This window comes from Cupriavidus sp. UYPR2.512 (assembly GCF_000379565.1).
Taxonomy (GTDB): Bacteria; Pseudomonadota; Gammaproteobacteria; order Burkholderiales; family Burkholderiaceae; genus Cupriavidus.
On sequence record NZ_KB902876.1, the window covers coordinates 106,394 to 126,493 of the forward strand.

20 protein-coding genes, 1 tRNA gene and 2 pseudogenes are annotated in these 20,100 nt (G+C 65.3%); 9 read left to right on the plus strand and 14 right to left on the minus strand.

The features are described 5' to 3' along the window. Window positions 1-63: 63 nt before the first annotated feature. Window positions 64-333, plus strand: a complete 270-nt coding sequence (locus A3A5_RS0107445; RefSeq protein WP_018309979.1) for an acyl-CoA-binding protein — start codon at window positions 64-66, stop codon at window positions 331-333. A gap of 25 nt (window positions 334-358) precedes the next feature. On the opposite strand, the gene A3A5_RS0107450 is transcribed toward A3A5_RS0107445, so the two are convergent. Beyond that, the gene (locus A3A5_RS0107450; RefSeq protein ID WP_018309980.1) at window positions 359-1,840 is read right to left on the minus strand and encodes a DHA2 family efflux MFS transporter permease subunit; all 1,482 of its coding nucleotides are present in this window, start codon (window positions 1,838-1,840) and stop codon (window positions 359-361) included. Then, a complete protein-coding gene (locus A3A5_RS0107455; RefSeq protein WP_018309981.1) occupies window positions 1,837-2,313 on the minus strand; it encodes an SRPBCC family protein in 477 nt (158 codons plus the stop codon). Before A3A5_RS0107455 ends, A3A5_RS0107450 begins: the two co-directional genes overlap by 4 nt. Before the next feature lie 135 nt (window positions 2,314-2,448). Between A3A5_RS0107455 and A3A5_RS0107460 the strand changes: the two genes are divergently transcribed. The 4 genes from A3A5_RS0107460 (at window position 2,449) to A3A5_RS0107475 (ending at window position 4,915) form a co-directional block, all read left to right on the plus strand. Then, window positions 2,449-3,123 carry an SGNH/GDSL hydrolase family protein gene (locus tag A3A5_RS0107460; protein ID WP_018309982.1) on the plus strand — a complete coding sequence of 225 codons (675 nt, stop codon included), beginning with the start codon at window positions 2,449-2,451 and terminating at the stop codon, window positions 3,121-3,123. A 117-nt stretch (window positions 3,124-3,240) separates the two neighbouring features. Beyond that, on the plus strand, window positions 3,241-3,648 hold the full coding sequence (locus tag A3A5_RS0107465; RefSeq protein WP_018309983.1) for a VOC family protein: 408 nt from the start codon (window positions 3,241-3,243) through the stop codon (window positions 3,646-3,648). Window positions 3,649-3,889: 241 nt separating this feature from the next. Next, window positions 3,890-4,702, plus strand: coding sequence for a MetQ/NlpA family ABC transporter substrate-binding protein (locus tag A3A5_RS0107470; RefSeq protein ID WP_018309984.1), 813 nt, complete (start codon window positions 3,890-3,892; stop codon window positions 4,700-4,702). A 126-nt stretch (window positions 4,703-4,828) separates the two neighbouring features. Then, window positions 4,829-4,915, plus strand: a tRNA-Leu gene (locus A3A5_RS0107475). Between the two features lie 61 nt (window positions 4,916-4,976). Here A3A5_RS0107475 and A3A5_RS43055 read toward each other — a convergent pair. Further along, the gene (locus A3A5_RS43055; protein ID WP_232431285.1) at window positions 4,977-5,159 is read right to left on the minus strand and encodes a DUF1484 family protein; all 183 of its coding nucleotides are present in this window, start codon (window positions 5,157-5,159) and stop codon (window positions 4,977-4,979) included. Window positions 5,160-5,247: 88 nt separating this feature from the next. Between A3A5_RS43055 and A3A5_RS0107480 the strand changes: the two genes are divergently transcribed. Both A3A5_RS0107480 and A3A5_RS44480 read left to right on the plus strand, forming a co-directional pair. Continuing rightward, on the plus strand, window positions 5,248-6,798 hold the full coding sequence (locus tag A3A5_RS0107480) for a serine hydrolase (RefSeq protein ID WP_018309985.1): 1,551 nt from the start codon (window positions 5,248-5,250) through the stop codon (window positions 6,796-6,798). A gap of 101 nt (window positions 6,799-6,899) precedes the next feature. Next, a pseudogene (locus A3A5_RS44480) lies at window positions 6,900-6,983 on the plus strand (cytochrome c); the annotation flags it as partial. A gap of 11 nt (window positions 6,984-6,994) precedes the next feature. On the opposite strand, the gene A3A5_RS0107485 reads toward A3A5_RS44480, so the two are convergent. The 7 genes and pseudogenes from A3A5_RS0107485 to A3A5_RS0107510 form a co-directional block, all read right to left on the minus strand. Next, window positions 6,995-7,981, minus strand: coding sequence for a tripartite tricarboxylate transporter substrate binding protein (locus A3A5_RS0107485; protein WP_018309986.1), 987 nt, complete (start codon window positions 7,979-7,981; stop codon window positions 6,995-6,997). Window positions 7,982-8,034: 53 nt separating this feature from the next. Then, complete coding sequence (locus A3A5_RS44485; protein WP_369797762.1) at window positions 8,035-8,358, minus strand: hypothetical protein; 324 nt, start codon at window positions 8,356-8,358, stop codon at window positions 8,035-8,037. Next, window positions 8,312-8,650: pseudogene (gene eno, locus A3A5_RS44490) on the minus strand (phosphopyruvate hydratase); the annotation flags it as partial. The gene A3A5_RS44485 and the pseudogene eno, both read right to left, overlap by 47 nt. Window positions 8,651-8,660: 10 nt before the next feature. Next, the gene (gene pyk / locus A3A5_RS0107495; protein WP_018309988.1) at window positions 8,661-10,079 is read right to left on the minus strand and encodes a pyruvate kinase; all 1,419 of its coding nucleotides are present in this window, start codon (window positions 10,077-10,079) and stop codon (window positions 8,661-8,663) included. Then, on the minus strand, window positions 10,076-11,326 hold the full coding sequence (locus A3A5_RS0107500) for a glycerate kinase (protein WP_051108497.1): 1,251 nt from the start codon (window positions 11,324-11,326) through the stop codon (window positions 10,076-10,078). The genes pyk and A3A5_RS0107500 overlap by 4 nt, the downstream gene beginning before the upstream one ends. A gap of 51 nt (window positions 11,327-11,377) precedes the next feature. Next, the gene (locus A3A5_RS0107505; protein ID WP_018309990.1) at window positions 11,378-12,733 is read right to left on the minus strand and encodes a dicarboxylate/amino acid:cation symporter; all 1,356 of its coding nucleotides are present in this window, start codon (window positions 12,731-12,733) and stop codon (window positions 11,378-11,380) included. A 149-nt stretch (window positions 12,734-12,882) separates the two neighbouring features. Further along, complete coding sequence (locus A3A5_RS0107510) at window positions 12,883-13,971, minus strand: tartrate dehydrogenase (protein ID WP_018309991.1); 1,089 nt, start codon at window positions 13,969-13,971, stop codon at window positions 12,883-12,885. Between the two features lie 113 nt (window positions 13,972-14,084). On the opposite strand from A3A5_RS0107510, the gene A3A5_RS0107515 reads away from it, so the two are divergent. Then, window positions 14,085-15,008 (plus strand): LysR family transcriptional regulator, encoded by a 924-nt coding sequence (locus A3A5_RS0107515; protein WP_018309992.1) that lies wholly within the window; start codon window positions 14,085-14,087, stop codon window positions 15,006-15,008. Between the two features lie 47 nt (window positions 15,009-15,055). Here the strand turns inward: A3A5_RS0107515 and A3A5_RS0107520 are convergent, their stop codons facing one another. Both A3A5_RS0107520 and A3A5_RS0107525 read right to left on the minus strand, forming a co-directional pair. Next, window positions 15,056-15,721: a response regulator transcription factor gene (locus tag A3A5_RS0107520; RefSeq protein WP_026200549.1), complete on the minus strand. Its 666-nt coding sequence runs from the start codon at window positions 15,719-15,721 to the stop codon at window positions 15,056-15,058. Then, the gene (locus A3A5_RS0107525) at window positions 15,702-17,372 is read right to left on the minus strand and encodes an MASE1 domain-containing protein (protein WP_018309995.1); all 1,671 of its coding nucleotides are present in this window, start codon (window positions 17,370-17,372) and stop codon (window positions 15,702-15,704) included. Before A3A5_RS0107525 ends, A3A5_RS0107520 begins: the two co-directional genes overlap by 20 nt. Window positions 17,373-17,807: 435 nt before the next feature. On the opposite strand from A3A5_RS0107525, the gene A3A5_RS0107530 reads away from it, so the two are divergent. Next, window positions 17,808-18,065, plus strand: coding sequence for a hypothetical protein (locus A3A5_RS0107530; protein ID WP_018309996.1), 258 nt, complete (start codon window positions 17,808-17,810; stop codon window positions 18,063-18,065). A gap of 286 nt (window positions 18,066-18,351) precedes the next feature. Here A3A5_RS0107530 and A3A5_RS0107535 read toward each other — a convergent pair whose 3' ends face one another. Next, complete coding sequence (locus A3A5_RS0107535) at window positions 18,352-19,371, minus strand: hypothetical protein (RefSeq protein WP_026200550.1); 1,020 nt, start codon at window positions 19,369-19,371, stop codon at window positions 18,352-18,354. A gap of 72 nt (window positions 19,372-19,443) precedes the next feature. After that, window positions 19,444-20,031 carry a hypothetical protein gene (locus A3A5_RS0107540; protein ID WP_018309998.1) on the minus strand — a complete coding sequence of 196 codons (588 nt, stop codon included), beginning with the start codon at window positions 20,029-20,031 and terminating at the stop codon, window positions 19,444-19,446. Window positions 20,032-20,100 lie beyond the last annotated feature (69 nt).

Sequence of the window (20,100 nt, forward strand, 5' to 3'; positions counted from 1 at the left end):
CCGCCGGGCGGCTATCATCGGCCTGCACTTTCGCAATCCAGACTGCACACACGGAGGAACCCCATGAGCGACCTGCAGGCACGCTTCGAACAGGCCCAGATCGACGTCAAGCAACTGAGCGAGCGCCCCAGCAACATGTCCCTGCTGCGCCTGTACGCCCTGTTCAAGCAAGGCAGCGAAGGCGATGCCCACGGCGACAAGCCCGGCATGACCGACTTTGTCGGCCGCTACAAGTTTGAAGCCTGGGAAGCCCTGCGCGGCACCGCGCAAGAACAGGCGATGGAGCAGTACATCGCGCTGGTGGAAGAACTGCGCAGCGGCGCAGCCAGCTAAGCCAGCGCAGCCAGGCCTGGCGGCTTCAGGCCGCCGGCACCGGCCGCGGCCGGATCCGCCACGCCGCGAACATCGCACTGGCGATCACCATGCCGACCGCCAGGAAGGTTTCATCGAAGGCACGGATACGCGCCGCCTGCACGGCGGCGTCGCCGGCCTGGCCCAGCACCGCGCCGTGCTCCGCCAGACGCCATTGCAGCCCCACGCCCGCCAGGCTCACACCGATGGCGCCGCCCAGCTGGCGCAGGAAGTTGATGCAGCTTGAGCCCTGCGCGATCAGCGTGAAGTCCACCCCCCGCATTGCCCCCAGCGTCAGCGACGGCAGGATGCAGCCCAGCCCGATCCGCCCCAGCACCGCCAGCGCCACCAGCGCCAGATAAGGCGTGGAGCGCGAGCCCAGGGCCATCAGCAGGAACGACAGCGACAGCAGCGACAGCCCGAACGACACCTGGATATGCGGCGCGATCCGGTGCGTGAAGCGCCCCGATACGGCAATCGTCAGCGCCAGCACCACGCCCGCCGGGAACAGCACCAGGCCCGCGCGCGACGGCGTGTATTCCAGCGCCATCTGCATATAGACCGGCAGCAGGTAGGTCGAGCCGAACAGCCCGGCACCGTAGATAAAGGCCACCACTGCCCCGGCCGCGAACTGCCGGTAGCTGTAGAGCCGCAGATTCATCAGCGGATGCGCCGCGCGCAGCTGCCACAGCACGAACGCCGCCAGCATCAGCACGCCGAAGCCCGACAGCGCCAGGCCCGCGGGCACGCTGTTGCGCATCTCGACCACGCCGTTGAGCAGGCTTACCGTGGCAATGCCGGCCAGGCCCAGCCCGCGCCAGTCCAGCGGCTGGCGCTCGCCCATCATGATCGAGTCCACCGCCATGAAGCGCCGCGCCATCAGCACGCCGATCAGCGTCAGCGGCACCACCACGAAAAAGATCGAGCGCCAGCCGAAGGCCTCGACCAGGAAGCCGCCCAGGCTGGGCCCCAGCGCGGGCGCCAGCACCACGCCAAAGCCGAACATGCTGATCGCCTTGCCCTGCTCACGCTCTTCGAAGACGCGCAGGATCAGGATATTGGGCAGCGGCTGCATGATGCCCGCGGCGATGCCTTCGGCCACGCGCATCGCGATCATCACGCCATAGGTCGGTGAAAAGCCGCCAAAGAGCCCGCCCGCGCCCAGCAGCAGCGAGGCCCCCAGGAAGGTGCGGCGCAGCCCGTAGCGATTCAGCAGCCAGGGCGTCAGCAGCATCGACAGCGTCATCGCAACCATGAAGCTGGCCGCCACCCATTGCGCGCGCTCCTGCCCCAGCACGAAGTGCCGGCTCAGGTCCGGAATCGCTACGTTGATGATGGTGGACGAGACGATCGACGAGATCGTGCCCAGCATCAGCGTCACCAGCACCAGCCAGCGCAGCCGTTCGCCGTAGCGTGCGCGCAGCGCCAGCCGGGTCGGCAGACCCGGCCGCTGGCCGGAACCCTCCGGCGTGACGGGGCCCTCGCTCACCCCAGCCGTCCGGTGTCAGCGATCTCGCGGATCTTGCGGACGGTGTCGATATCGGCCTCGTGATAGGCGGATTTGACGATCTCGGCGTAGCGGTCATCGCCGCTGGCGTCGACCGCCGGCATGGTGGTGTCGTAGACAAAGCGCAGCAGCAGCGCGCCCGGGGCCGGGGTCTCGATCGCCATGGTCAGCGTGCCGCCGGCATGCTCGGCCGTGGCCGCGGTTTCATAGCGCACCTGCCGGCGCGGCTCGAACACCACATGATCCTGGATCGATGCCTTGCCAAAATGCAGCACGCGATCAATCCAGTAGTCGCCGCGGCCGACTACCTCGGCGCGGTCCAGGCCCAGCACGAAGAGTTCGGGCGACTCGGCGCGCAGCACCAGCCCTTGCCACAGCTGGTCAGGCGTCAGCGGATCCAGTTGAGGATTGCCCGGATCGTTGATCTCAACCAAGTGCTCGAAACGCAACTTCATTCTCCCTGTCTGCAGTAAGTCGATATTATGAAGTCTCCGCGTGTCCGGGAGGCCTTTTTGTCTGCGCGGTGCAACATGGCTTGACACGGGCCATTGCCCTTTATCGACCAATATCCACGCCAACTGGAGCCCCGCATGACCGCCGCGCCGCTCGCCGAAGCCGATCCCCTGCAGATCCTTGTCTACGCCGACTCGCTGTCATGGGGCATCGTGCCCGGCACGCGCCGGCGCCTGCCGTTCCCGGTGCGCTGGCCCGGCCGCCTGGAGCTGGGCCTGAACGCCGACGGCGGCACCCCGGCGCGCATCATCGAAGACTGCCTGAACGGCCGCCGCACGGTCTGGGACGATCCCTTCAAACCCGGCCGCAACGGCCTGCACGGGCTGGCGCAGCGCATTGAGATCCACTCGCCGCTGGCACTGGTGGTCCTGATGCTGGGCAACAACGATTTCCAGTCGATGCACCCGCACAACGCCTGGCACGCCGCCCAGGGCATCGCCACGCTGGTGCAGGCCATCCGTAGCGCGCCGATCGAGCCGGGCATGCCGGTGCCGCCGGTGCTGGTCGTGACCCCACCCCCGATCCGCACCCCGTGCGGGCCGCTGGCGCCCAAGTTTGCTGGCGGCGAACATAAGTGGACGGGCCTGCCTCAAGCTGTGGCCGAGGTCTGCACGCAACTGGGCTGTCCACTGTTCGACGCCGGCGCCGTGATCCAGAGCAGCGAGGTCGACGGCGTGCACCTGGATGCCGACGCGCACCTGGCACTCGGCGACGCGCTGCGCCCGGTCGTGCGGCAGCTGTTGCGCGGCTAGCGCGCCGTTCCTGACACCTGCCTGCGGCCGGCTGAAACATCACTCCTGACAGCAGGTGTCAGGAGACCCGGCGCACAATGCGGCCGCTCTCACACGGAACGCCGCCAGGAGGCTGTCATGGAGTTGCTGATCAATATCGATGTCGACGATCTGCCGCGCGGCATCGACTTCTACGCGCAGGGGCTTGGGCTGAGGCTGAACCGCAAGCTGTTCGACGGCACCGTCGCCGAAATGCTGGGCGGCAATACCCCGATCTACCTGCTCGCCAAGCCCGCCGGCACCCGCCCCACCACCCGCGCCGGCACCCGGCGCGACTACCGCCGCCACTGGACCCCGGTCCACCTCGACTTTGTCGTCGCCAACCTGGAACAGGCCATCGAACGCGCGCTGGAAGCCGGCGCAGAGATCGAAGACTGGCCGCAGGACTTTGACTGGGGGCGGCAGGCAACGCTGTCGGACCCGTTCGGGCATGGGTTGTGTTTTGTCGAGTGGAAGAGTCAGGGGTATGGGGCGGTGGCCGGCTGAGCCAGTGGCGCCGGCAGTGCGTCTCTTTGCAGACTGAGCCGGGACACAAAAGCATTTAAATGCCGTTATTCTGGTCTCGCCTGGATTCATAAGCATATGAAAAAGAAATAGACGCCAGATTCATTCCCGCTGCGCCATCTGGACGCAATTGCGTTAATCTGTGGCCCTCGCCCCGGTCAGGCGATCCCTGCCCAGGCGACTGTCTCACTCGCCACATAACCAGAATATCTCCAGAACTCCTATGCGCAGCACGTCTCTCATCAAGCGTCTGGCGGTCGCAGTGTCCGCCCTTGGTTTAATCGCCGCCAGCAGCGCCTCGGCCCAGGAACAGACTATCCGCGTCGGCACCGTCAGCGGCCCTGATGCCGAGGTCTGGCAAGTCGTCCAGAAGGTGGCCAAGCGCAATGGCCTGAACGTGAAGGTCGTGGAGTTCAACGACTACGTGCAGCCCAACGCCGCACTGGATGCTGGCGACCTGGACGCCAACAGCTTCCAGCACCAGCCCTACCTGGACAGCCAGGTGAAGCAGCGCGGCTACAAGATGCAGAGCGTGGGCTACACCTATATTTCGCCGCTGGGTATCTATGCGAAGAACCTGAAGTCGCCGAAGGACCTGCCGCAAGGCGCCAAGGTGGCCGTGCCCAACGATCCGTCCAATGAGAACCGCGCCCTGCTGCTGCTCCAGTCGCAAGGCGTGATCAAGCTGAAGGCAGGCGCCGGCACCAACGGTGTCAACGCCACCCCGCTGGACGTGGCCGAGAACCCCAGGAAGCTGAAGCTCGTGGAACTGGATGCAGCCCAGTTGGCCCGCGCCCTGCCCGATGTCAGCGCCGCCGTGATCAACACCAACTACGCGCTCGCCGCCGGCCTGCAGCCGACCAAGGACGCCATCGCGCTGGAAGACATCCACAGCCCGTACGCCAACATCATCGTCGTGCGCACGCAGGACAAGGACAAGCCGTGGATCAAGAAGCTGGTGGCAGCGTACCAGTCTGAAGACGTGCGCCAGTTCATGAAGGCCCAGTACAAGGGCGCGATGGTGCCGTCGTTCTGATTGCCGATGGCGCGGATGACGCGACCGGATCGCTGCTGACATCGGTCCGGCAAAATTTTTTGCGTGAGGCCCTCACAGGGGCTTGCAAATTCCGCCGCCTTCGGTAGAATTCGCGGCTCACCACCGGCCCAGGTGGCGGAATTGGTAGACGCACTAGGTTCAGGTCCTAGCGGTGGCAACACTGTGGAGGTTCGAGTCCTCTCCTGGGCACCAGAGTTTCAGGCAAAAAGCCCGCACGAAAGTGCGGGCTTTTTGTTTTGCCGAGACGGACTCCTCATTCATCCGGACACAGCCTTGCTGCCGTCTGGTCCAGTTGCGCCTTTGCCATTGCCAGCAGCGAATACACGTTGCGGCAACCTTCCGCACGCTCGCTCTCGATTTCAGCCAACAACAGGATGGCACTGAGCCCGGCTTCCCGCTCCCGCCATCGGGCGGCGATAAGACGTTTCGCATTCACCACTCCGCCACTGATCGCCTACAGTATCCCTATCCAAGGGCGCGGAGGCGCCGTCTGACGCCTGACTAAAGAACTGCGGAGAACCACCGTGGGCAAACTGCAAGACCGTCGCCGTTTCCTGGGAGCCGCGCTGGGCGGCCTGCTCGCCCCCGCTCTGCCCGCCTGCGGTGGCGATGACGACAATCCAAACCCACCGCCCGATCCCGTTCCCGAAGCCCAGATCACCCTGGCCATCGCCCAGGTCGACAAGCTGGCCGCCGGCCTGATGGCCAGCTCCGGCGTGCCGGGCATGGCCGTTGCCGTGGTGCGCGGCAATCAAACCGTTTTCGCCAAAGGCTTCGGCCGCCGGCTGGTGACCGACCCCGCGCCTGTCGATGCCGACACTGTGTTCCAGCTTGCGTCGGTGTCAAAACCCATCGGCGCGACCGTGGTGGCGCGCCAGGTCGGCCGCGGCGGCATCAGTTGGGATACGCCCGTGCGCAGGCACCTGCCCTGGTTCACGCTCTCGGATGCGGAGGTCACGGAAGCCATCACCATTGGCGACCTCTACGCGCATCGCTCCGGCCTGCCCGACCATGCCGGCGACCGCCTGGAAGACATGGGCTACAACCGCCAGCAAGTGCTGACGCGCCTGCGCTACCTGCCGCTGCATCCGTTCCGGGCGGCCTATGCCTACACCAACTTCGGCATGACCGCCGCCGCCGAGGCCGTGGCCACCGCCGCCGGCATCGACTGGGCCACGCTGTCCGACCGGGCCATCTACCAGCCGCTGGGCATGACGCGCACCAGTTCGCGCTACGCCGATTTTGCCGCGCGCGACAACCGCGCGGTGGGTCATGTCAAGCTCAACGGCAGCTGGGTGCAAGGCCTGGGCACGATGCCGGATGCGCAATCGCCCGCCGGCGGCGTCAGCTCGTCCGTCAACGACATGGCGAATTGGCTGGCGATGCTGCTCGCCAAAGGCGAGTTCGCCGGCCAACACATCGTCGACGCCGCCGCGCTGGCGCCCGCGCTGAGCCAGCAGATGCAGAGCAGTCCGCCCGCCAACGGCCGCCCGGCCGGCTACTACGGCTATGGCTTCAATGTCGGCACCACCGAACTGGGCCTGACCTCCTACAACCACTCAGGGGCCTTCGTGGCAGGCGCGGCCACCAGCTTCACAGCGGTGCCGTCGCTGAACCTGGCCATCGTGACGCTGACCAATGGCTATCCCATCGGCGTCCCGGAAACCCTGAACGCACAGTTCTTCGACCTGGCGCAGTACGGCGCCATCCAGCGCGACTGGGGCAAGATCTACGGCGACGCATTCGCGCCGCTGCTGGCGCCGGAAGGCCGGCTGGTCGGGCAACCGCGCCCCGCCAATCCGCTGCCGGCCCGTGCGCTCTCAACTTACACCGGCACCTACCAGAACGACTACTACGGTTCGCTGCAGGTGGCCGATCAGGGCGGCACGCTGGTGATGACGCTGGGCGCCACGCCGCTGACCTTGCCGCTGAGCCACTGGGACGGCGATGTCTTCACCTTCGTGCTCAACAACGAGAATGCAACGCCGGGCACGATCTCGCAGGCGGCGTTCTCCAGCGACCGCGTGTGGCTGGAGTATTACGACCACGAAGGGTTGGGCATGTTTGTGCGGTAGCCCTGCAAGTGCCAGGCGAATTCATCCAGGAGAACGGCCCATGAGTAGCTGGCTGGCAAAGGCCATGGGCGCGCTTGGCTGCGCTTTGCCGTTGCTGGCAGCCCGACCTGAACGTGCCGTACAACCCGGTGGAGTACCTGGGCGACGACAAGCTGGCCAAGCTGATCCGTGACCTGCAGTCTTTGCTGCTGGTCACTTATTCGATCGTTACCTTCCCGTCCTTCACCAGCTTGGCGAACTTGACCGTCTCATCCTCGATCCGCCTGGCAAACTCCTGCGGCGTGCTCGCCATCGGCTCGGCCCCGACCGCCACCATGCGCTGCTGGAAGTCCGGCGATTTCACGATCCTGACGATCTCGGCGTTCAGCCGCGTCACGATGGGCGCTGGCGTGGCGGCCGGCGCCAGCACGCCGAACCAGGTGCCGATATCAAAGCCCTTCAGCCCCGCCTCTTCCAGAGTGGGGACATCAGGCAGGACACTGGAGCGCCGCGCGGTGGTGACGGCAAGGGCGCGCAGCTTGCCCGACTTGATGTGCTGCAGCACCGGCGTCAGGGTATCGAACGACATCGTCACCTGCCCGCCGAGCAGATCGGTCGTCAGCGGGCCGCTGCCCTTGTAAGGCACGTGCAGCAGCGGCGCACCCGTCGCGGCCTGGAACTGGGTGCCGATCAGGTGCTGCGCGGTGCCGTTGCCATTGGAGCCATAGGCAAACTCCGGCGATGCCTTCTTCGCCAGGGCCACCAGTTCCGTAACGTTCTTCGCCGGCGTCTTGGCAGCATTGATGACCAGCACATTGGGCACCATGGCGACCGTGGCGATGGGCGCCAGGTCCTTCTGGAAGCTGTAGGGCAGCTTCTTGTAGACGCTGCTGGCAATGGTATGGTGCACCGCGCCCATCAGCAGCGTGTAGCCGTCCGGCTTGCCCTTGGCGACGTAGTCCGCGCCCACGGTGGCGCCGGCGCCGGGCCGGTTTTCCACGATCACGGGCTGGCCCAGGCTCTTCGACAACTGGTCGCCCAGCGCGCGCGCCAGCACGTCGGTAGTCCCGCCCGACGGGAACGGTACCACCAGGGTGATCGGCTTGGCCGGCCATTCCTGTGCCAGGCAAGTGCCGCTGAGGATAAAGCCGGCTGCCAGCACGGCCACACCGGAAATACGACGCACGAGTTCAGTACCACGCATGATTTGTCTCCTGAATGTTCTATGTTTCCCGCCAGCTTCGGCGGGTTGACGCTCTAATTCACCTGCGAAATTGCCTGCCTCCCCGCAAAGGTCGCCGCGCACCCCAGCTCGGCCTCGATAAACAGCAGCCGGTTGTATTTGGCCACGCGGTCGGAGCGGCTCAGCGAGCCGGTCTTGATCTGCGTGGCCGCGGTGCATACGCTCAGATCGGCGATGGTGGTGTCTTCCGTCTCGCCGGAGCAGGCGGGTCTCTGTCTTGCCGGCGCCAACCGACCGGTACAGCGGCACGCCGGCCGAAGCCGCAGCCGCCTTGGCGCTCGCCAGCGAAACGGCCAGCAGCGCATTGGCGCCAAGGCGCGACTTCTCTGGCGTGCCATCGAGGCGGATCAGGCAGGCATCCACCTCGGCCTGGTCCGCGGCGTCCAGGCCATTGAGCGCTCGCGCGATATCGACGTTGATGTGCTGCACCGCCTTCTGCACCCCCTTGCCGAAATAGCGTCGCTTGTCGCCGTCCCGCAATTCCAGCGCTTCACGCGATCCCGTGGACGCGCCGGACGGCGCGGCAGCGAAGCCCTCCGCGCCATCGGCCAGCACCACCTGGGCCGCCACCGTCGGGTTGCCCCGGGAATCGAGCAGCTCGTAGCCGCGGATTTCGCCGATTGCAGTCATGTGGATCCCCTTACTGGACCTGCGCGATGCGCAGCAGGTTGGTGGTGCCGGCCACGGTGAACGGCAGGCCGGCCGAGATGACGATCTGCTGCCCGGCCACGCCGAACTGCTCCTTCAGCACGGTGCGGCTGGCCAGCTCGGTCATCTCCAGCACATCGACCACTTCATGGCAGAGCACCGCATGCACGCCCCAAGCCAGCGCCAGCCGGCGCGCGGTGGCCACGCGCGGCGTCATGCCCAGGATCGGCACTTCGGGCCGTTCGCGCGCCATGCGCAGCGCGGAGTAGCCTGAGCTGGTGTAGGTGACCGCGGCAGGCACGCGCAGCAGGTTCGCCACGTGCCGGACGGCATAGCCGATGGCGTCGGCGGCTTGCGCGCGCGGCTCCGAATGCGAGGCCTGGATGGCTTCGTGGTAGTGCGGGTCCGCTTCGGTGCGCGTGATGATGCTGTCCATCATCTGCACGGCTTCGACCGGATAGCTGCCCGAGGCCGATTCGGCGGACAGCATCACGGCGTCGGCGCCGTCGTAGATGGCGGTCGCCACATCGGAGGCCTCCGCGCGCGTCGGTGCCGGCGCGCTGACCATCGACTCCAGCATCTGGGTGGCAACGATCACCGGCTTGCCGGCCTTGCGGCAGGCGCGCACGATGCGCTTCTGCAGCGACGGCACCTGTTCCGCCGGCATTTCAACGCCCAGGTCGCCGCGTGCGACCATGACCGCATCCGACGCCGCCACGATCGCTTCCAGGCTCTGGATGGCAGCGGGCTTCTCCAGCTTGGCGATAATGCCGGCGCGGCCGTCCGCGATCTGCCTGATCTCTTCGATATCCTCGGCGCGCTGCACGAACGACAGCGCAATCCAGTCCACGCCCAGCGACAGGCCAAAGTCCAGGTCGCTCCGGTCCTTCTCGGTCATCGCCGACAGGGGCAGCACCACGCCCGGCACATTGACGCCCTTGCGGTCGGACAGCGTGCCGCCGTTGATCACGGTGGTTTCGGCGTACTCCGGACCGCACCGCTCCACGCGCAGGCGCACGCGCCCATCGTCGACCAGCAGTTCCGCGCCCGGCTGCAGCGCGGCGAAGATCTCCGGATGCGGCAGGCTGACCCGCTCGACCGAGCCCGGCACGCTGGCATCCAGGTCCAGCCGAAATGCCGCCTGTGCGGCCAGTTCCACCGGGCCATCGGCAAAGGTGCCGATGCGCAGCTTGGGTCCTTGCAGGTCCAGCAGCACGCCGATGGGGCGGCCGCGCTCCTTCTCGATGGCGCGGATGCTGTGCAGCCGCTGCTGGTGGTCGGCATGCGTGCCGTGGCTGAAGTTGAGCCGGAACACATCGGCACCGGCGTCAAACAGGCGCTCAATGGTGGCCGGATCTGTACTGGCGGGACCGAGCGTGGCCACGATCTTGGCGTTGCGAAGGCGTCTCATGCGGATGTTCCAGATGCGCGCGTCAGCAAGATCGCGCGAAAGTCGTTGACATTGGTCAGCGTGGGACCGGTGATGACGGCATCCCCCAGCGCCTCGAAAAATCCATGGCCGTCGTTGGCGGCCAGCGCATCCTGCGGGCGCAGGCCGGCGCGCCAGGCACGTTCCAGCGTGTCGGGGCCGATCACGGCCCCTGCGATCTCTTCCCGGCCGTCGACACCATCGGTGTCGCCCGCGATCGCATGAATGTCCGGTTCGCCGCGCAGCGTCAGCGCCAGCGACAACAGGAACTCCACGTTCCTGCCGCCCCTGCCCGCGCCCCGCACGGTGACCGTGGTCTCGCCACCGGACAGCAGCACGCACGGCGCGGCAAACGGCTGGCCATGCCTGGCGGCTTCCAGCGCGATCCCGCCCAGAACCTTGCCGACATCGCGGGCTTCGCCTTCAATGGCGTCGCCCAACATGTGCACGGCATAACCGGCCTCGCGGCCCACCTGCGCAGCCGCTTCCAGCGCCAGCCGGGGCGTGGCGATGAACTCGGTGCGGATGCGCGGCAAGCGCGGGTCGCCGGGCTTGAGCGTCTCTGCAGCGTCGGACGCCAGCATTGTCATCACCTTGGGCGGCAGGTCGATCGCATACCGTTTGACGATGGCCAGCGCATCGGCGCACGTGGTCGGGTCGGGCACGGTCGGTCCCGAGGCGATATCGATCGGGTCATCGCCCGGTACATCGGAAATCAGCAGGTTCAGCACCCGCGCCGGATAGCAGGCTGCAGCCAGCCGGCCGCCCTTGATGGCGGACAGGTGCCGGCGTAAGCAATTCATCTCCGAAATCGTGGCGCCGGATTTGAGCAGCGCGCGATTGACGCGTTGCTTGTCGTCAAGCGTGATGCCGGCAAGCGGCAGTGGCAGCAGCGACGACCCGCCGCCCGAGACCAGGCAGATCACCAGGTCGTCCTCGCCCAGGCCCGCCACCAGCTCCAGCATGCGCTGCGAAGCGGCCAGCCCGGCGTCGTCCGGCACGGGGTGCGCGGCCTCCACGATCTCAATGCGCGAACACGGCACCGCATAGCCGTAGCGGGTGACAACCAGGCCTTCAAGCGGCCCGGGCCATGCTGCCTCCAGCGTGCTCGCCATGGCCGCCGACGCTTTGCCGGCCCCAATGACGACGGTGCGTCCGCGCGGCGGCGGCGGCAGGTGCCGCGCCAGGGTCCTGGCAGGTTGCGCGGCGGCGACCGCCGCTTCGAACATGCGCTGCAGCAGCACGGCGAGCTCGGAATATGGCTTGGTCACGTCGGCCCCTTAGTGCATCAGATTGGCGTGGGCATCCGCCGCGGCGGCGATGCGTGCGCGTACCGGGGTTTCGTCCTGGCCCGGCGGCACAGCATCGGCTTCGTAATCGAGCTTGCCGTCCAGTGCATCGGCCAGTTGCCGGCGGTCCACCGCCCCAACCCATCGTGCAATGGCCAGCGTGCCCACGGCATTGCCGATCGTGTTGGTGATGGCGCGCGCCTCGGACATGAAGCGGTCGACACCGAGCAGCAGCACCATGCCGGCAACAGGGATCTTGCCCAGCGACGCCAGCGTTGCCGCCAGCGTGATAAAGCCGGAGCCGGTCACGCCCGCCGAACCCTTGGAGGTCAGCAGCAGCACGCCAAGCACCACCAGCTGGTCCGTCATGGTCAGCGGCGTATTGGTCGCCTGGGCCACGAAGATCGCGGCCATGGCGTAGTAGATGCACTGCCCGTCCGGGTTAAAGGTCAGGCCGGAAGGCACCACCAGCCCCACCACCGGCTTGCTGACGCCGGCGTTTTCCAGCTTGCGCATCAGCTGCGGCACCACCGACTCCGACGAGCTGGTGCCGAGCACGGTGAACAGCTCATCTCGGATGTACTTCAGGAACTTCCCCAGGCTAAATCCAGACAGCCGGGCCACGCCGCCCAGCACGATCACCACGAACAGGAAGCAAGTGATGTACATCGTGCCCATCAGCTTGCCCAGCGAGACCACCGAGCCCAGGCCGTATTTGCCCACGGTAAAGGCCATGGCGCCGAACGCCGCGATCGGCGCCAGCCGCATGATCATCCCCACGACAGTGAAGATGCCGTGCGTAAAGGAGTCCAGGAAATCCACCACCGGCTTGGCACGCGCCCCGATATGCGACAACGCAATGCCGAACAACGTGGCAAAAACCAGGATCTGCAGGATGTCGTTCTTGGCCAGCGCGTCGACGATGCTGGTCGGCACCAGGTTCATCATAAAGTCGATGAACGTGTGCGGTTTCTCCGCGGCATGCGTGTAGCTGGCGATGGCCTTGGTGTCCAGGTGCGCCGGATCGATATTCATGCCATGGCCCGGCTGGACCACGTTGACGACGAGCAGGCCCAGGGCCAGCGCAAACGTCGACAACACCTCAAAGTAGATCAGGGCCCGCACGCCGACGCGGCCGAGCTCCTTCATGTTCTCCATGCGCGCGATGCCGAGCACCACCGTCGCAAAGATGATGGGCGCGAACACCATCTTGATCAGCTTGATGAACACGTCGCCAAGCGGCTTCAGGTCACTCGCGATATCGGGCGCCCACACGCCCAGGGCAACGCCGGCGCTGACGCCTAGCAATACCTGGACATAGAGCTTGCCAAGCAGCCTATGAATCATTGCTGTCTCCTGCTGTGTCTTTAAGGCAAAGCGCTCCCGGCGCAGCTCTCAGCGGCTGCTCTTCATGCCCGGAAGGCTGTACGGGCCGTGCAGGCCCGCAGGATGCGCCCCGGCCGTGGCCGGGACGCGCGGCTGGCGTGGCCTGGCGCTCAGGCCGCCTTCGCCTGCTTGCCGGCGGCGAGGAGGTCGCACACGGCCTTGGTCACTTCAGCGGTGGTTGCCTTGCCGCCCAGGTCACCGGTATGCAGCGCCGGGTTGGCGGTGACGGTTTCAACGGCCTGCATCACGCGCTGCGCCGCCTCGTTCTCGCCCAGGTGTTCCAGCAGCATGACCACCGACCAGAAGGTGCCGACCGGGTTGGCCAGGCCTTTGCCCATGATGTCGAAGGCCGAGCCGTGGATGGGCTCGAACATCGACGGATACCGGCGCTCCGGATCGATATTGCCGGTCGGGGCAATGCCCAGGCTGCCGGCAAGTGCTGCTGCCAGGTCGCTCAGGATGTCGGCATGCAGGTTGGTGGCGACGATGGTGTCAAGCGAGGCCGGACGGTTCACCATGCGCGCGGTCGCGGCATCGACCAGTTCCTTGTCCCAGGTGACGTCCGGGAATTCCTTGGCCACCTGCACGGCGACCTCGTCCCACATCACCATGGCGTGGCGCTGCGCATTGGACTTGGTGATCACGGTCAGCTGCTTGCGGGGGCGCGACTGCGCCAGCTTGAAGGCAAAGCGCAGGATGCGTTCCACGCCAACGCGGGTCATCATGCTGACGTCGGTGGCAGCTTCGATCGGGTGGCCCTGGTGCACGCGACCGCCCACGCCCGAATACTCGCCTTCGGAGTTTTCGCGCACGATCACCCAGTTCAGGTCCTCCGCGGCACAGCGCTTGAGCGGCGCGTCAATGCCGGGCAGGATGCGCGTCGGGCGCACATTGGCGTACTGGTCGAAGCCCTGGCAGATCTTCAGGCGCAGGCCCCACAGGGTGATGTGATCCGGGATATGCGGGTCGCCGGCCGAGCCGAAGAGGATGGCGTCCTTGTCGCGCAGCGCGTCCAGGCCGTCGGCTGGCATCATCACGCCGTGCTGGCGATAGTAGTCGCCGCCCCAGTCGAAGTCTTCGAATTCAAAGCGGAAGTCTGCGCCGGCAGACACCAGGGCCTCCATCACTTCACGGCCGGCCGGCACCACCTCCTTGCCAATGCCGTCCCCGGGGATCGTTGCAATGCGGTACGTCTTCATCTGTGTCTCCTGGTCTGAATCGCGTTGAGTGCGTGGAGCGGATTCTGGGCCGTGGACAAGGTATTGGATCGCTTGTAGAGTTAAACTATTCTTAACCTGAAATTAAAGATGGAATGGCATCATCGTCCGGCATTCAGCCTTCCGAGCTGGGCTTTTTCACCTCAGTCGCCACCGCAGGCAGCCTGAGCGCGGCCGCACGCGACCTCGGTATCACAACAGCCGCGGTCAGCAAGCGGCTGGCGCAGATGGAAGCGCGCATCGGCATGCCGCTGGTGACCCGCACCACGCGGCGCATGAGCCTGACGCCGGAGGGCGAGGTCTACCTGGAGCACGCCCGGCGCATCCTCAGCGAGATCGATGACCTGGACCAGATCCTGACCCGTTCAAAGGGCCGGCCGAGCGGCCTGCTGCGGGTGAATGCCACGCTGGGGTTCGGGCGCATGCATGTGGCGCCGGTGATTTCCGAGTATGTCGCCACCTACCCCGAGGTCGATGTCCAGCTCCAGCTGTCCGCCGACCCGCCGCCGCTGACCGAAGATGCCTTCGACGTCTGCGTCCGCTTCGGCCAGCCGCCCGACGCCCGCATCGTGGCCAGGAAGCTGGCGCCGAACCGACGCCTGCTGTGCGCCTCGCCCAAATACCTGCGCAGGCACGGCACACCACACACGCCCTCTGACCTGCGCCAACACAATTGCATCGGCATCCGGCAGGGCAGCGACGCCTATGGCGTGTGGCGCCTGACCTCAGGAAAAGGGGCAAAGGCGCGGACCGAATCGGTCCATGTGCGCGGCAACCTCACCACCAATGACGGCGAGATCGCGGTCAACTGGGCGCTGGAAGGGCATGGCATCCTGATGCGCGCGGAGTGGGATATCGAGCGGTTCCTGCACAGTGGCCGCCTGGTCCAGGTACTGCCGCAATACGCGACGCCGGAGGCGGACATCTATGCCGTCTACCAGCAGCGGCATCAGTTGTCGTCCCGGATCCGGCTGTTCGTGGAGTTCCTGGCGGCGAAATTCAGTGAGTTTGGCAAGTAGCGGCGGCAAGCAGCCGGGCGTTCACGCAGGCGAATGAAGCTCAATGGCTATCGGCTCTCGATCCACTGAATCGCGAAGCGCATCAGCTCCTTGCCGTTAGGAATATCCAGCTTTTCCTTGATGTTGGCCTGATGTGCCTCGATGGTCTTGACGCTGCGATTCAGTTTCTCGGCGATCTGGCGGGTGCTGAAGCCGAGTCCGATCAGGTGCAGGACTTCGAACTCCCGTTCCGACAGGCTCGCGATCGAGCCCGCCGGGATTCTTTGAGGAGCCGTCACGGCCCGCGCCAGCTTTTCATGCATGGCGGCGCTCAGGTAGACATTGCCTGCCAGCACCTCGCGGATGGCATTCACAATATGCTCGGTGGCCTCGAGTTTCATCAGATACCCGTTTGCTCCTGCCCGCAGTGCGCGTTCGGCAAACAGCATTTCATCATGCATGCTGAGGACAAGGATTGCCAGCTTTGGATAGTGTTGCCGGAGCGTCCTGACAAGATCCAGGCCGGAGTTCGAGTGCAGACTGAGGTCGACAATGGCCATGTCAGGCTGGCAGGTCATCAACGCCAGAGCATCTTCGGCACTGCCGGCCGCACAGCAGACGTGCAGGTCCTCATGCAGATTCAGCATTTGGCTTAACCCCTCCCGGATGATGGGGTGGTCATCCACGATCAGGATCTGCGTTGCGCGGCCCGGACTAGATGGCTTCTGTTGCATGGCCCGGACTCTCTGGTATCGGATAACTGATGGCAACCGTGGTGCCACCCAGAGCATTGCGGGTGATCGTGCAGAAGCCGCCCATGAGGCGCGCGCGGTGACGCAGGTTGTGAAGTCCCAGTCCGGAGGCACGCTCCACTTGTCCCGGGTCGACCCCCACCCCATCGTCACTGATGGAAAGCCGCTGCATCCCGCCTTCGCGCTCCAGGTCGATCCCAATGTGGTGTCCCTGGCTATATTTCAGCGCGTTATTGACGGCTTCCTGTGCCGCACGGTAAAGGTTGATCTGCATCGGCGGGTCCAGCAAGTCCACGTCTGCCCCGATGCGCAGCGTGCAGTCTATGCCATCCAGCGCGCAGGTCGTCTGCGCCAGCCCCTGCAGTGCGACCGCAAGGCCACCAGATTCCATGGCGACCGGGTCCAGGCCATGGGCAATCTTGCGAGTCATCAAGGATGCCTGCTTCACCAGTCCGACGATGGCAGCCGCGTCCGCGGCGGCTGGATGGCCATGCTTCTGCAGTGTTCGATTCAAGGTGGTGCAGTAGAAGCCCAGGCTGGTGAGGTGCTGCCCGAGGCCGTCATGCAGTTCCCGGCCGATGAGTCTCTGCTGCTGATCGCCGATTCGGATCAGTTCCGCCTCCAGCAGACGACGCCGTGCCATCTCCTGCTTCAGTTCATGGTTTGCTCGTTCCAGGTCCTGGGTTCGCGCTTGCACGCGCCGTTCCAGTTCGATGTGGGATGCCTGCAGCAGGCTATGGACGCGCTTCTCCTGAGCACGTGCCGCCACCAGCAGCAGCCCGGTTACTGCCACGACGTTCGCGAAGGCGCACCATCTCACAAGGCTATCGACTGGAGACTCTGCGGCAAAGGGACCGGTGCCGTTCGTGGTGCCCCAGATGGCCACGATTGAGACCATCAAGGTTGAAAAGGTGGTGCCCAGGTGATCGAAGCGCAGAGCCGCCCAGATAATGAACGGAAGAATTGCCAGGGCTGAAGGATAGTAGCCATGCCCGGCAAGCTCGGGGGCGCCGAAAATGAGGTAACTTGCCCAGAGGATTGCAACGGTCAGCCCGCACCCTTCCACTGCCTGCTTTGCGGTGCGCACAGGCCTGGGATTCGCAAGCAAGCTGAGCAGGGGCGGGGCCACCACCAGCACCCCCAACATGTCACCGAGCCACCATTCCAGAACGGCTGAGCCGTACTCGGTGACTGATACCAGGCCCGCTCCAAGGAGGGCGGTCGCGCCAACCAGGGCACTCACCGCTGTGCTGGCCGTCGCAGCCAGGATGATAAAGGCCAGCACGTCCCTGACGCGGTCGAGGGTGATCTGGAATCGGGCCACGTGCTTCAACAACAACGTGGCCGTCAAGGCTGCAGCCGTCGCGCCGAGGCCAATCAACGCGGCCATTGGCAATGGCACGCCGACCGACATATTGGCCAGAAGCGAGCCAATGGCAATTCCGGGGGCAGCTGCGAAACCCGTGACAAGGAGCGCAACGAGGGCCACGCCGCTGGAAGGCCACACCAGAGACACGGCACCGCCCACTACTGCATAAGCAAGCCCCAGCTTTGCACTTGCGTAATACGCCAAAGCGACAAATCCGGCATGGACGAAAAGGCCGAGTCTTGAGTTGCGCGGGATAATGAACATTGTTCGCTTCAAATCTCGGGAACAGACATTGTCACATCCAGTCATTTCTATCGTTAAGCGGAATGACGACACTCTTGCGAAAGAGTATGTTCCATGCACCTGCGGCAAATCACGAGCCTGCACCGAATCGATGCCAGGCGCAGTGCTGCAAAACCCTGGTGCCGCAACACTACTATGAATCTACGTCAGAACTCCCGGCGCGGTAAGCATCGCCGGATGGATTCGATCGGCACCGTGCAGTAATGCAGGGGCTGAGTCAGCCCTGCCCACCGGCTAGGGCAATCCCCTAGCCTCTTTTCGGAATAAAGCCTTATTTATATGCTTCCCGCCAAGGCCTACATTTCATTGCACTTGTGCGAAGTTGCGACCCTCAAACCGAAGCGAAAGAAGAATCGTTCCGGTGTTCTTGCAACGACCTGAAATGGAGGTAAAAAAATGGTAAAAACTGTCTTACTGCTCGCTGCGGCGGGTGCGGCGCTTAGTGCCGGAGTTGCCTATGCCGGCATTGGGGCGCGAGATGTCTACACTGACGGGGCCAGCGTGATGGGGCCGCGAGACCCATATTCCGATGGAGGCAAGACCACCAAGTTTGACGTCTATTCAGATGGGGCCAAAGTCTCGGATCGACGCGACGTATTCACCGATGGCGCGAGAATCACCAACCGCGATGGCCTCGTTGACGGCAGCATGTAAGGAACTACAGAATAAAGTGTGCCCCTCAAAAAATGCGTGGCCGGCACTCAGCTTCTCCGGCCACAAACCAGCACCTCCCCCGAGTCACAGCGTCGGGGGATTTTTTTGTAGCGCTGTGGTCCGCGCGTGAGCCATCAGAAGGATCGCGGTGGCGTCGTCCGCATAGCCTACGTAGAGCGACTGCAGCGCAGGTGCGTTCTCCAGTGCATCGCGCACCAGGCCAAGTCGCACCGTGCGGGCCTGAAGGGTCCGTGCCTCCGCACCCGCAAGAGAACCATCCGCGCTTTCACAGCAGGCGCTCCGCCTCTTCGATCAGGGCGGTGGGCGACAGCATGTCGCCACGCGCGAAACGCACCAGTGCGATGGATCGCACCAGCGGCGGATCGCCCGGGACGTGGGCAGTGAGCAGGTCGATGTCGTGTGCCGGCCCCGCGCTGTCCGCCGCGAGCAGCACGTTCATGGCACTAAGCCGCATGTGTCTTTGCTCAATGAAAAAGCAGGAGCGTGCGTCCGCCAGGACCTCGGCCAGGCATTCCAGTTGACGGTCAAGCGCCCCGGTTTCGGGGCCGAGTTGCGCAAGTTCCTGCTCGTTCGCGGCAATCTGCTCGCTCAGGCCGGCCTGCTCGCCGGGACTTGCGCCGGCATCGCCGCCGAGCACCGAGCGCATGCCGGTGCCTTGCCGTTGGAGCAGGAGCAGGCGCGCCACCAGCAGCGCCTGCTCGCGCGCGAGTACGTCGCGGCGCGACTTGCCGGCAGCGAAACGGGCGAGGCCCTCCATGCTGAACTGATCGAACATGCGCCGGACAATTTCCTCGCGCAGCGCTTGCTCGCTGCGAGCGATGATCCTGACCTTGTGATCGCCGAAACTGACGGTGGTTTGCGGCACTTCCGTGCGCATGACATCCCCTTCCAGCGCAACCCCGAGCGTGCGCCGCTCGGTCATCGCCATCCCCAGCACCGCAAACGCCTGCGGCGTATCGGGCGACTGGTCGAAGAACTCTCGCAGTTCAGGAGAGCGGCTGAAGGCAAGCTGCACGTCGCGCGGCGTGCCGAAGAAGGCGTGAATGCAGGGGTCGTCCCCCCATGCCTGCACGCTGGCCTCCCGAGGCGCGGGAAGACCCTGGACGAGTTCGCGCACGTAGTCCTGCGCTTGCTCGAGCGCAGGCCGAAGCCGCTGCTGGTAGCGCGACACCAGCCGCAAGCGCGGATAAATCCGGGTCACGCGCTCGGCCAGCTCGGCAATCTCTTGCTTGCCGTGCGCATGGACTCGCGCATTGCGCCGGCGCAACCACCTCAGAAAACCCATCGGCATGCTCCCACCAGGCGCCTGCCCGGCCGCTGCGCTGTTTAGTCAGGCTCCCGGCGCCGCCTTATTTACTCAGCGGGCATTCCTGGGCGTGACAGAAATGGCAAGGGCTTCGGTGTAGACGGCCTGCACCTGGTCACCGCGTCGAACCGCCTTCAGTTGCTTCGGATCCTCGACATGCACGTCCACCGTCTTGCCTCTTGGCCCCTTGAGCGTCACCATGCCGGTCTTGGCGTTGACGGCCACCACATCGGCAGTCACCGTCACCTCGCGCCCGACCATGCCGCCGGGCTTGGCGCCAGGAACAGCCCGGTCGGCGGTCTCGCGTTCGGTGCTGGAGCGCATGCCACTCTGCCTGGCGAGGGTCACTGACAAGGCCTGCGTGTACTCGACGGTGACCATGTCGCCCACGCGGATCTGCTCGAAGTTGCGCACGTCCTCGCCGACCTGTACGTCCGTGACCTTGCCCTGCTTGTTCTTGAGCGAAATGGTGCGCGTGGCGGCATCGATGGCCACCACCGTGGCGGTAGCCTTGACCGTGCCGGTGGTCTTGGTAGCCCCCACGCCCGACACCGTGTCCACGCGCGTCTCGGGCTGTGCCAGCACCGGAAAAGTTGCCGCGGCAAGTACCGCCGCCACGATTAGCTTGCTGGGATTCATGACGTACTCCTTGAGCTCCGTCTGGTGGCGTGCCGCCGTTCGGCGGCGCCGGCACAATGCTGGCGCTTC